Origin of the sequence: Catonella morbi ATCC 51271, from assembly GCF_000160035.2 — a bacterium.
Lineage (GTDB): Bacteria > Bacillota > Clostridia > Lachnospirales > Lachnospiraceae > Catonella > Catonella morbi.
Window position 1 is genome coordinate 113,912 of the sequence record NZ_KI535369.1, and the last position, 12,438, is coordinate 126,349.

The window sequence follows — 12,438 nt, forward strand, 5'->3', positions numbered from 1 at the left end:
CTTAATAATGCAATTATTTTTATAAAAACTATAATGCTTATTCATATCTCAATACTAACTAATAATACATTCTAAAGCTCTACAATTATATCTTTGTTAATTTTTCGTATTCCGATAAAATTCTACTGTAAATATCCTTGTCCTCATCCTTAAACACATTGAAAATTACTCTGTCTATCTTACCCGGATTCTCTGTGAGCCATTGTTTTACGGTTTCTACGGCCATCTCTGCCGCTCTTTTATTCGGAAAACTGAACACTCCTGTTGAAATGCAGCAAAACGCCACTGTTTTAAGCCCGTTTTCTCTGCACAGGTCTAAAGTATTCTTATAACAGTCTGCAAGCAGCTTTTCATGCTTGGCTGTAAGTATTCCGTTCACAATCGGACCGACTATATGGATAATTTTTTTGGCGGGTAGATTGTAAGCGTCTGTAAGCAGAGGGATTGCTGTGGGCTGCTCATAATTGCTTCCATACTTATTTCTGAGAATTTTCATCTGCCTGTCACATTCATTTCGCAGCTGAACACCTGCAAACGTGTGGATGCAATTATCAATACAGGTATGCATCGGGATAAAACAACCAAGCATCTGCGAATTGGCGGCATTTACGATGGCATCCACCGCAAGTCTTGTGATATCGCCCTGCCAGATGGACACATTATCTTTTATTGCAGGTATTTCCGAAAGCTCTACTACGCCATTTTCTCTGATACGTTCCCTCAAATATTCATCCTGAACACGTAGCACTGCTTCGTCCATCAGATGCGGCATACGTATATTCATCAGTGAACGCAGGATGCGCTGTTTCCCGCTTGTATCTATCGGTATCTGCAGATCTTTATATTTATCAGAATCTGCTTTAAACTGTTCTACCAGATAGTCAAGCATCTGTTCCTGAGTTATTTTCTCATTCATAAGATTACCTTCTTTCCACAGCTTCAACTGATTTGGATGACGGTCTGATACTGCAACACAGGCAGCCTTTATTATCCTCTACAACAGCAATATCAGTACGGAAAATATTGCAATATATTCCGTATCCATCTATTAACGGCTGCCATTTCAATACAATCGGACTATCCTCGTTCAGGCAACATTCCACACTTTGTTTTAATGTTTTAATATCAGCCGACTGAACCGGCCGCTTTTCTCACATCTGCCACAACATCTGCCATAGTGATGCAGCTCAGCTCATTTTCCATAATACTCTGTACCCTCTGCAGTTTCTCATCCATGGCAGAGTGAATATTTCTGCCTACAGGACAGTTGATATTAGGGTTTTCATGGAAGTGGAACAGTCCCTCGTCATCCACACAGTCTACAGCCTTATACACATCATAAAATGTAATCTCATCAAGCTCTTTGGCAAGGCTGATACCGCTTTTACCCTGGCTGATTGCAATTATACCTGCTTCTTTCAGATTACCCATCACATTTCTTACAATGACGGGATTAGCCCCTACGCTTCCCGCCAGAAAGTTACTGGTGACCTTTTCGCTGTCCTTAAAATAATCTATCGCAGCTATGATATGAGCTGCTATCGTAAATTTACTTGTAATATGCATTGTTTATTCCTCCCACCTGTAATATACATCCTTACAGGAAAGATGTCAATGTGGACATTACAAGTTATTCCGATATTATTCTCTTACAACACTGATTCTCTGTCTGATATGATTGCCTTTTTCAATTTCGTCAACCATTGCAATGGCATAATCTGCATAGCTGATTATACTTTCACCTTTGCTGTTAAGCACCAGTTCTTCGCCACCGAGAATATACTTACCGCTACGTTCACCATCAGCCTGAAAATCTCCCGCAGGGCTGATATATGTCCACTTTACATCATTACGTTCACGAAGCTCGGTGAGAGCCTTTGCCATAGCTGTTGCTAAAGGCTTGAAGGCATCCGGAAAATCCGGACTGTCAGCAACCTGTGCGCTATGTTCAGGATTCACATAGAGACTGCCTGCACCGCCTACAACAAGAAGGCGGATATCTGTACCGGATAGGATATCGCAAAGGTGCTTCAGAGATGTGCTATGCTGAGAAAGGGTATCCTCTGTCCATGCTCCGAATGCATCAACTACAGCGTCAAATCCCTTCAAATCCTCTGTGGTAATATCGAATAAGTCCTTCTTAACATAATTCTTGGCATCGGTATTATTTTCCTTGCGACCAAAAGCTGTAACCTCAAAACCTCTGTTCATAGCCTCGGTGATAATCTTTCCTGCTGCTTTGCCATTTGCTGCAATTACTGCTACTTTCATAATCTAATCCTCCTTGTAAACTTTGTTTCTAAGCTTGTAATGTTTATTGTTACAACCAGAGTATAACAGATGACTTTTAACTTGTCAATAGTTTTATTACAAGTTTATTTAATTATTTTTTGATGAATTGAATTATATAATTTTAAGGGCAATATTAAATCCAAATTTGGCTTAAACTAATACAAAAAAGTACTTATTCAACATTGACTAAGCACTTGATTATGGCAAAACAGAAGAGTGACAGTTACAATCATAGTAAAACTATATTTCATATTGTTATTTATAGCATTATATATATGACAATTTTTAACTAATGTAATTTTAATCTTTATATATTATAATCATAGAAGGGAGAAAATTAATTTATTTACGAGGAGGTTGTATGCGCTTACTTTATGCAGAAGATGAGCCCGATCTTAACAGAATAGTTACAAAGAAGCTTGCCGAGGAAGGATTCAGCGTAGACAGCTGCTTTGACGGCAGAGAAGCCATTGATAATATACAGTTTACAGACTATGATGTAGCCATCCTTGACATAATGCTGCCACACGCAGACGGCTTTGCCATTTTAAAAGAACTTAGGAAGCTTAAGAAGAATACCCCTGTGCTTTTTCTTACAGCAAGGGACTCCATAGAGGACAGGGTGAAAGGTCTTGACAGCGGTGCAAATGATTATCTGGTTAAGCCGTTTTCTTTTGAGGAACTGCTTGCAAGGATAAGGGTTATGACAAGAGAAAAGCATAATCTATCTGAAAATATACTGACTATTGCAGATCTCTGCCTTAACCTGTCATCTCACACGGTTACAAGAGACGGAAAGGAGATATCCCTTACAAGCAAAGAATATCAGCTTCTTGAATATCTTATGTACAACAAGGAAAAGGTATTAAGCCGCGAAAAGATAGAAAATCATATATGGAATTATGATTATGAGGGAGGAACCAATGTCATAGACGTGTATATCAGATACCTGAGAAAGAAGATAGATGACGGTTTTGATACAAAGCTCATACATACAGTGCGTGGTGCGGGCTATGTCATCAGGGAGGACAAGGATTGAAACTTTCAATAAGACTTAGAATCATACTCTGGTTTCTGTTATCTGTCTTTTTGGTGCTTTCTCTTACTGCCACCCTTGTATTCTTTATAAGCGACAGCGTAATGAGGAGGACTACAAGAAATTATTTCATAAGTGCGGTGGAAGAAAATACCGACAAACTGAAATTTCTCAGTCCGACTGAGGCAGATATGGCAAAACTGATGGATACCGATGATATTTTCATCCACTATAAAGACGGTTATCTTCAGATAGATGATGACTTCCTTATGAGCCTTAATGATATGGAGTTTGGTCTGTATGCTGCTGACGGAAGTCTGTTATACGGTAAAAATTCCATAATAAGGGAGACTTATCAGGTGAAACTTTCCGGCTCTCATGTATTTTCGCTTGATATCGTCAGCGGAAGATATCTGATATATGACAGGAGGCTTTCCGGCAAAAACTTTTCTGAACTTTGGATACGGGGAATAGCCCCTCTTAAGGAGACTACATCGCAGCTCATAGATATTGCAGTTTACCTTGCAGCCTTCCTGCCGTTTCTTATTATTATCATTCTGCTTTGCGGTTATTTTGCGGCAAAGGGTATAATACGTCCGATAAAGAAAATTGAGGAGACAACCACTTCAATAACCGATGGCAATAACCTTTCATTAAGAATATCCGATACCGGAGGGCGAGATGAACTTGCCGCCCTTTCAGGTAACTTTAATAAGATGTTAGACAGACTTGAGACTTCATTTGAAATGGAAAAGCGCTTTGCCTCAGATGCATCTCACGAGCTTCGTACCCCTGTCTCGGTAATTCTTGCACAGGCTGAATTTTCTCTGGAGAAAGAGAGGCAGCCGGAAGAATACGTTGACTCCCTTGAGGTAATAAAAAGACAGGGAAAGAGGATGAACCAACTGATTGGAAATATGCTCTCTTATACCAGACTTGAACAGAGGATAGATAATTACCCTTTTGAAAAGCTGGACTTTTCGGTGCTTGTAAGTGACCTTTGCAGCGATATGACACCGCTCAGGATAAATGATATTAGTCTTGAGTACAATGTGGAATCGGGTATTATGATTAACGGAAATGCAGAGCTTCTGGCACGTATGCTACAGAATCTTCTTGAAAATGCTTATAAATACGGCAGACAAGGCGGTAACACAAAGGTTATACTTTCCTTACAGGGGAATAACGTAAAACTTCTGGTTGAGGATGATGGCATAGGAATAGCCGAAGAACAGCTTGAACAAATCTTTGACAGATTTTTCAGAGTAAGCAATAAAAGCAGCATAACCGGTTCAGGGCTTGGACTTTCGATAGTTAAGAAGATAGTAGATATGCATGGTGGAAATATAGATGTTAGCAGCAGAGAAGGTCTTGGTACAACTTTTACCATAACTTTTTCTTCTATTATACGTTAGATGATGTGACTGCTTACTCATATTTTTTGTGTATCAAGAGATAATAAATTCTTTTACAAGCAAGTTTGCAACAAAATTTTATACTTTTGACACTTGTATAAAAAATACTGTGTACAACGCAGAGAAACGGAGGTTTACATGCTTAAATTTCTAAAAAATAAATATTTACTTACAGCCGGAGCGGTGATTGTTTTTGGACTGACTATTGCCCTTGGAATTCTGTATGCAAAGGACAGGGTTGCCTTAAATGATATATTAAATGAAGAAGAAGCTGTTAATTTTGCTTATCTGGATGCGGGAGTTTCCTCTGACGATGTGATTTCTTATACTGCAGAGCGTGATAAAGCCTTAGGCGAATATGTATACAGGATAAATTTTTCATCTGAGGATGCAACTTACTCTTATGTTGTGGATGCAAACCATGGAGACATCATAAGCGGTATTAAGGAAAATACAGGTAATAGGAATATAGCCCAAAATAATAATTCAGATAACAACAATAATCCGTCTTTAAGTATTCACGAAGAAAATCCTGAAAATACGGAGAAAAAACCGGGCGAAAACAGTCAAAAGGATGTGAATAAAGACAAGACTGATGATAAGCCAAAAACCGATGATAAATCAGGTGCTACAGGTAATACCGGTGGTGATGCCGCAGATAAATCCTCAGCGACAAAGACAGATGATACCACAAAAAACACGCCTTCAAAAAAGCCTGATAAAACAGCCGGCGGAGAAGAAAAATCAGAGACTTCTCCCGACAAGCCTAAAAATAACAAAGACAAAAATAAGAACAAAAATAAAACTTCAACCGGTGACAAAACAGAGCCCAATACCAATACCTCGCCCGATACCAAGCGCTATATAAGTGTAGATAAGGCAAAGACTATTGCCCTTAAGCAGGTCGGACTTACACCCGCTATGGTGACATTCGGGAAAGCGGTTCTTAAAAAAGATGATGGGAAAATTATATATGAAATAGAGTTTTTTACCTCATCACACGAATATGAGTATGAAATAGATGCCTACAGCGGAGCCATACTTTCACAGGACGTGGATGCACTTTCGCCTTCCGAGCAGACGGGCAAATCTATAGAACAGAGCTCTAATACTCCTAAAAATGAAGATTTAGAGAAATTTGATGACGATGATGATGACAAAGACGATAATAAGGATGATGATAAAGATGATGACGGTAAAGATGATGATGATTAAAAAAATAAAAAAATAAAATTTAAAATTATTAATTTTTCTAATCTTATTTTAATGTTCCTCCTATATAATCCTAATTAGAAACAGAGATAAAACAAAAACAAATCAAAAACAAACCAAACACAAAGGAGGAATATTATGAACAAATCAAAAAAATTATTAGCAACACTTGCACTTTTCGGACTGGTGCTTACAAGCGGTACTACAGCTTCTGTATTTGCGGCAGGCAACATTATATCAAGAGAAGCAGCTGCTAACGTAGCCTTTACTAAGGCCGGAGTTCCAAGGAATCAGGCAACATCAATTGAAATTGAGTACGATGCCAATGACGATGATTACGGTCAGGTTTATGAGGTAGAGTTCAAGGCAAACGGATATAAATACTCTTATGATATTGACGCTAATGACGGAACTGTTTTGAAGGTTGAGAAAAAGAAACTTAAAATTAAGACCAAAATCACAAATTCTTCACAGTATATCGGTGTAGCTTCCGCTAAGTCAATCGCGCTTAATCACGCGGGATTAAGCAGCTACAATGTTACTTTTACCAAGGCTAAACTTACTACTGAGGACGGCATAAGGGTTTATGATGTAGAATTCCGTACAGCAGATACTGAGTATGAATATGAAATAAATGCAACTACCGGTAAGATTCATGAGTTTTCAGTGGAGCCTATTGATGATGAAGATGATGATGATTAAATCTTGCCTTCAGAAATAAAATGTGATAAATCCGATATAATATATTAGTTGACAGTTCCGACCGCGCTTCTCTTAAATTTGGAGTGCGGTTGGAATTTGTTTAATCCCCGATTATTTACGAAGAAAAAAATTTATCCCTGTTCTAATCTGATTTTAATCTTTATACTATATAATTGTATTCAGTTAAAACAAGTAAAACACAAAGGAGAAAAATATTATGAACAAAACAAAGAAATTATTTATGGTACTCGCACTTTTCGGTCTCATATTTACAAGCAGCGCTACAACTTCCGTATTTGCTGCAAAGATAATATCAAAAGAAGCTGCCAAGAATGCGGCGTTCAAACAAGCAGGCGTAAAAAGCAGCCAGGTTACTGCACTGGAAGTTGAATATGATGCATATGATGATGAACATGGTCAGGTATATGACATAGAATTCAAGGCAAACGGTTACAAGTATTCTTATGAGATAGATGCCAATGACGGAAGGGTTCTTGAAATCAAAAAGAAAAAGCTTAAAACCACGACTAAGGTTACAAAAACCTCCGGTTATATAGGTGTAGCTTCTGCCAAGTCAATTGCACTTAGACACGCAAAATTAAAATCTTCCAAGGTTATTTTTACCAAAGCTAAACTTACAACCGATGACGGTATCAAGGTTTATGATGTAGAATTCTATGTTGGAGGTACTGAGTATGACTATGAAATAAATGCTAAAACAGGTAGGATAATTGAGTTTTCATCAGAGCCTATTAATGACTAAGATTAAACTGTCACTTTCTTTCTTCTCTTTATATAACCGATTGCTATAGTTACAAGGCTTATAACAATACAGATGTAGAAGCTCATGCCCCTGCTTAAAAGCTCGGTGTGTACGGCTACATTCTCAGGCATAAACTGAGAGAAGCCTTGTATCATAAGGTAATCAACAACTCCCTGCGCTCCCGGAATGGGAGCGCAGTTTGATCCTATTACGGCAAAAGCCTGTGAAAACCAGATGTCTCCGGCGTGTTCAAATTTTCCGCCAAGTCCGAGGTAGACAAATAAAGTTATTGATATTTGAGTTACACGCTGTGCGAGATTTATTAAAAAAGCATCAATGAGCATTTTTCCTTTACCTAAGGCTATGTCTGAAATAGCACTGTATTTTTTTATTGTTTCTTCCCATTTAACTTTTTTCTTCTCAGGTTTTCTTATAATATGGAGCTTTCCTAAAAGACTGATTCCCCAATATCCAAGTTTTTCCATCCACTTCGGTTCTTTTAACAGCATGAAAAAGAAGAGGGTAAGTGCGCTCATTATTATAAATCCCAGCACTATAAGCACTTTACCGAAATGATTGAAGCTCATAAAAATATCGGGTCTTATTATAAAACTTATAACAGCCACAAAATCTATTGCAAAGCTGTACATAAGCAGATTTAGCACAAGGCACATGGTGGCCTTTGAAAATGATATTCCGTCTTTTCTCATGAAATAAAAGCTGGCCGGCTGCCCTCCTGAAGCGGAAGGCGTGATGGCAGAGAAGTAAATATCTGCTGCTGAGTATAAAAATGCCTGCCTGTGTCCTATATTAAATGAAGCATGTTTTAATATATGCTTAATAGCTGCTCCTTCAAGATAAATATAAAGAATTACGGAAATCATTGCCAGTATCATAAAACTCTTTTTACCATGCTCAATAAGTTTCCAGGCATCATTTACCGAAAAACCTTTAGCTTGGCTTGTAATGGCTGTAATTGTAAGGACTGCTATTATAATGGTTATTATTGTCCACAATATATTCTTAAGTATATCTTTTTTGGCTTTTGCATCCATCTGTAAAATTCTCCTTAGGAGTCTAATCTCTGATTATCTGCGAAATATCGTAATGATAAGCTATGGGCTAATTTATATAGTATATCACAAAATTTATTAATAAACTTTACAAATATCTTAATTTTTAATTAGGTTGAATGGAAAATTATGGGAAAGACGGGTGCAATTATCAGTTTTCTATGGTAGAATAAAGATAATATAAGCTCAAATTATTCACGAAACATCTTCGGAAACACATAATCAAGCCGAAGGTTTGAAATTATGTGTTTTAGAAGATATTTGGTAATATCACCTCATAGTCACAGACCCAAAACGGGTTATCCTACTGTAATATGCGGAATAAGATGTCTGTGACCTATGGTGTGAATAATTGGGATAAGTTTCTTAGGAAAGATTTGAAAAATGAGTATTGAAGTAAGGAAAGTCGGACTTGGTGGAAAAGATTATAACTATACGCTTGAAAGAAAAGCTGTCAAAAATATTAATCTAAGAATAAAGCCTTGCGAAATTATATATGTTTCAGCGAATAAAAGGGTTTCCGTAAAGGTAATTGAATCATTTATAAAAAGTAAGGAAGCTTTTATATTAGAAGCCTTTAAAAGATTTGAAAAAATGAGTAAAAATACGGAAGAAAACACTGAAACAGCTTATAATACAGGGGATGAAATAATATATTTCGGTAAAAAACTTAGATTAAAGATAGCAAAATCAGCTAAAGAATGCGTAAAAGCAAGTGGAGAGAGCATCTATATTTTTGTAAAGGATGTGGATGACAGGGCAAAAAAGGAAAATTTGCTAAAGAAATGGGAGTTAACTTTAGCTAAAGAGGTATTTACTAAGATGATTGACTGTTACTATCCCGATTTTAAGGCTTTGGGAGTGGCTTATCCCAAATTAAGCATAAGAACTATGACTTCAAGATGGGGTTCCTGTAAGCCTAACGGAGGTAAGATAACTCTAAACCTTGAGCTGCTTCACAAGCCAAAAGAATGTCTGGAGTATGTGGTTTTGCATGAATTGGCACATTTCATACATCCGAATCATTCTAAGGAATTTTGGAGTTTTGTGGAAAATATAATGCCTGATTACAAAAAGAGAAAAGATGTATTAAACGGCAGGGAAATCTAGTGAGGAGAGAAAAAAGTAATGTCTGAGAAAAAAAAGATACTTATAGTAGATGATGATGAGGATATATCCGAACTTATATCTTTGTATCTCGTTAAAGAGTGTTTTGATACAAAGAGGGCGGAAGACGGAGATGTGGCAATCAGGCTGTTTCAGGAATATCAGCCGGATTTAATCCTGCTTGATATCATGCTTCCGGGGAAAGACGGTTATGATGTATGCAGGGAGATAAGAAAGACATCGAAAGTGCCTATAATTATGCTTTCTGCCAAGGGAGAGATTTTTGACAAGGTATTGGGCTTGGAGCTTGGCGCAGATGATTATATGATTAAGCCCTTTGATTCAAAAGAACTGGTAGCCAGAGTTAAAGCAGTGCTTAGAAGATTTTCGTCAGACGAAGGAGTTGATAAAAGTGCAGAAAATACTACAATTGTAGAAGGAACTTCTAATATAAACAGAGTTATTTATGCGGACTTGGAAATAAATCTTACAAACTACTCTGTTACTTACAATAATAAGAGGGTGGATATGCCGCCTAAAGAACTGGAACTCTTTTATTTCTTAGCCTCACATCCTAATCAGGTATTTACAAGGGAGCAGCTCTTAGACCGTATCTGGGGCTATGAATACATTGGAGATACAAGGACGGTTGATGTCCATGTAAAAAGACTCAGACAGAAGATAAATGATCATGCTGAGTGGAGACTTTCTACTGTTTGGGGGGTAGGGTATAAATTTGAAACATTGACAAGGAGTTAGCCTATGAAAAATTTAATTGTAGCACAGTCGGGGGGACCAACAGCAGCAATAAATGCAACTCTTGCCGGGGTTATTAAAGAATGGTTGGGGAAAAATGACGGGGCTAAGGTATATGGCTCCAGATTTGGAGTAGAAGGCATACTTAATGAAAACATAGTAGATTTAACCGGGCTTTCCGAAGATGATTTGGATAAACTTATGCGTACTCCGGCTTCAGCCCTTGGTTCCTGCCGTTATAAACTTTCCGATCCGAAAGAGGATGAGACTGACTTTAAGAGAGTTGTGGAAGTATTTAGAAAATATGATATAGGTCATTTTGTATACATTGGCGGAAATGATTCTATGGACACCGTTCACAGGCTTTCGGAGTATTTTTCTGAAAACGGAATAACCGATATTGTAGTAAACGGTGCGCCTAAAACCATAGATAATGACCTTTGCGGTATAGATCATTGTCCGGGCTTTGGTTCGGCTGCTAAGTATATCGCTACAGTATGTAGCGAGCTTGCAAGAGAAGTTAAGGTATATGATAAGGAAAATATCCTTATTGTTGAGATTATGGGCAGGCATGCAGGCTGGCTTACGGCTGCTGCTGCACTTGCGGCTGAGAATAACAAAGAAGTACCTTACCTTATTTATTTGAGTGAGGTTAAACTTTCGGTGAATAAATTTGTAGCCGATTTAAAAGAAGCTATGAAGAATTCAAAAAATGTAATAGTTGCTCTCAGTGAAGGAGTTATGATTGAGACTGAAAGCGGAATACATCATGGCTCTGAAGATGAAGTGGATGCCTTTGGACATAAGCAAATGGCCGGAAATGGCAGAATTCTTGAAAAGATACTTAAAGATGAACTTAAGTATAAGGCTAGGTACATAGAGTTAAGTCTTCTTCAAAGATGTGCTTCCCATTGTCTTAGTGAGACGGACATAATCGAGGCGGTGGAACTTGGAAGGCTGGCTGTAAGGCTTGGACTTGAAGGAGAGTCAGGCAGGATGGCAAGGCTTACAAGAGTTTCTGATGAACCTTACCGGGTAGAGTATTCTTCAGTGGATATTAAAGAGGTGGCAAACCTTGAAAAGAAGGTTCCGTCAACATGGATAAATGAGGCTAAGAACGGAGTTACTGAGGAAATGCTCAGATATTTAAAACCGCTTGTTAAGGGTGAAATGAGCTGCAGACATAAGGATGGAGTGCCGGAGTTTTTTGTAATTTAGTTTAAAAAATATATAAAAATGCCACAAACCATAATTTAAGGGCTTGTGGCACTTTTATAGGTTTAAAATAATAATTTACAATCCGACCTGTCAATTTCCTTCATTATTCCCTCGCCAAACTCTCCGTTTGATACGATAACATCAAAATCCGCAAAATCCGCGAGCTTAAAATAGCCTTCTTTAAATTCTTTGCTGTTATCAAGCAAAAGCACAGACTTGTAGGCGTTTTTTATCATTTCCTTTTTGCAGAGGGCTTGTGAATCATCTCCCTCAAATATTCCCTGATTAGTTATAGCTTTACTGGAAATAAAAGCAATATCGGCTCTAAAATTACTTATAAAAGCGGAAGCATATTCTCCTATTATGGAGAGGCTTTTATTCTTGAGAACTCCCGGACAAATATAGCATTTTATATTCGGATAATTGTTTAACAGGCTCGCTATATTGATTCCGTTGGTAATGACAGTGAGATTGCTGTATGGTTTTAAATAAGGGATAAACAGGCTAACTGTAGATGATGAATCGAGGAAAATCACCATATTATCCTGTAAAAGAGTACGTGCCCGCTTAGCCAAAGCCATCTTCTTATCTGTATTCTCCAGTTTTCTTATGTTGATGGAATTCTCTGAAGAGCTTGGAGAAACAAGGCTTATACTTCCATGATGCCTTTTAATAATGCCTTCTTCCTCAAGAGTGATAAGGTCTCTGCGCAGAGTTGACCTGGATACATAAAGCCTCTTACACATATTGGTGATGTCTCCGACACCGTTTCCGTTTGTAAGATAAGCTAAAATCTGTTTTTTTCGTTCAATATATTTCATAATATATCTCCGTATAGTAATTTGATATTTTATCCCAAATTGT

Annotated in this window: 13 protein-coding genes; 8 read left to right on the forward strand and 5 right to left on the reverse strand. The window is 37.6% G+C overall.

Features of this window, described 5'->3' with window-relative positions:
• Positions 1-85: 85 nt before the first annotated feature.
• The 3 genes from GCWU000282_RS11100 to GCWU000282_RS11110 all read right to left on the reverse strand — a co-directional run bounded on the left by GCWU000282_RS11100 (position 86) and on the right by GCWU000282_RS11110 (position 2,271).
• Positions 86-916, reverse strand: a complete 831-nt coding sequence (locus GCWU000282_RS11100; protein WP_207637292.1) for a protein-ADP-ribose hydrolase — start codon at positions 914-916, stop codon at positions 86-88.
• A 209-nt stretch (positions 917-1,125) separates the two neighbouring features.
• Positions 1,126-1,566, reverse strand: coding sequence for an Rrf2 family transcriptional regulator (locus GCWU000282_RS11105; RefSeq protein ID WP_023355229.1), 441 nt, complete (start codon positions 1,564-1,566; stop codon positions 1,126-1,128).
• A gap of 75 nt (positions 1,567-1,641) precedes the next feature.
• On the reverse strand, positions 1,642-2,271 hold the full coding sequence (locus GCWU000282_RS11110) for an NAD(P)-dependent oxidoreductase (protein ID WP_023355230.1): 630 nt from the start codon (positions 2,269-2,271) through the stop codon (positions 1,642-1,644).
• 382 nt (positions 2,272-2,653) lie between these two features.
• Between GCWU000282_RS11110 and GCWU000282_RS11115 the strand changes: the two genes are divergently transcribed.
• From GCWU000282_RS11115 to GCWU000282_RS11135, 5 genes are all read left to right on the forward strand, one after another.
• On the forward strand, positions 2,654-3,331 hold the full coding sequence (locus GCWU000282_RS11115) for a response regulator (RefSeq protein WP_023355231.1): 678 nt from the start codon (positions 2,654-2,656) through the stop codon (positions 3,329-3,331).
• Positions 3,328-4,743: a sensor histidine kinase gene (locus GCWU000282_RS11120; RefSeq protein ID WP_035040605.1), complete on the forward strand. Its 1,416-nt coding sequence runs from the start codon at positions 3,328-3,330 to the stop codon at positions 4,741-4,743. Before GCWU000282_RS11115 ends, GCWU000282_RS11120 begins: the two co-directional genes overlap by 4 nt.
• A 138-nt stretch (positions 4,744-4,881) precedes the next feature.
• Complete coding sequence (locus GCWU000282_RS15995) at positions 4,882-5,958, forward strand: PepSY domain-containing protein (RefSeq protein ID WP_023355233.1); 1,077 nt, start codon at positions 4,882-4,884, stop codon at positions 5,956-5,958.
• A gap of 135 nt (positions 5,959-6,093) precedes the next feature.
• Positions 6,094-6,657 (forward strand): PepSY domain-containing protein, encoded by a 564-nt coding sequence (locus tag GCWU000282_RS11130; protein ID WP_023355234.1) that lies wholly within the window; start codon positions 6,094-6,096, stop codon positions 6,655-6,657.
• A gap of 217 nt (positions 6,658-6,874) precedes the next feature.
• Entirely contained in the window at positions 6,875-7,420 is a 546-nt protein-coding gene (locus GCWU000282_RS11135; protein ID WP_023355235.1) for a PepSY domain-containing protein, read from the forward strand.
• Between the two features lie 2 nt (positions 7,421-7,422).
• Here the strand turns inward: GCWU000282_RS11135 and GCWU000282_RS11140 are convergent, their stop codons facing one another.
• A complete protein-coding gene (locus GCWU000282_RS11140; protein WP_023355236.1) occupies positions 7,423-8,475 on the reverse strand; it encodes a lysylphosphatidylglycerol synthase transmembrane domain-containing protein in 1,053 nt (350 codons plus the stop codon).
• 402 nt (positions 8,476-8,877) lie between these two features.
• Between GCWU000282_RS11140 and GCWU000282_RS11145 the strand changes: the two genes are divergently transcribed.
• Genes GCWU000282_RS11145 through GCWU000282_RS11155 form a run of 3 tightly spaced genes read left to right on the forward strand, consistent with a single transcriptional unit; the run spans position 8,878 to position 11,574 of the window.
• Positions 8,878-9,603 (forward strand): M48 family metallopeptidase, encoded by a 726-nt coding sequence (locus tag GCWU000282_RS11145; protein WP_023355237.1) that lies wholly within the window; start codon positions 8,878-8,880, stop codon positions 9,601-9,603.
• Positions 9,604-9,621: 18 nt separating this feature from the next.
• Positions 9,622-10,359: a response regulator transcription factor gene (locus GCWU000282_RS11150; RefSeq protein ID WP_023355238.1), complete on the forward strand. Its 738-nt coding sequence runs from the start codon at positions 9,622-9,624 to the stop codon at positions 10,357-10,359.
• Between the two features lie 3 nt (positions 10,360-10,362).
• Positions 10,363-11,574: a 6-phosphofructokinase gene (locus GCWU000282_RS11155; RefSeq protein WP_023355239.1), complete on the forward strand. Its 1,212-nt coding sequence runs from the start codon at positions 10,363-10,365 to the stop codon at positions 11,572-11,574.
• A 62-nt stretch (positions 11,575-11,636) separates the two neighbouring features.
• On the opposite strand, the gene GCWU000282_RS11160 is transcribed toward GCWU000282_RS11155, so the two are convergent.
• On the reverse strand, positions 11,637-12,395 hold the full coding sequence (locus GCWU000282_RS11160) for a DeoR/GlpR family DNA-binding transcription regulator (RefSeq protein WP_035040607.1): 759 nt from the start codon (positions 12,393-12,395) through the stop codon (positions 11,637-11,639).
• Positions 12,396-12,438: the final 43 nt, after the last annotated feature.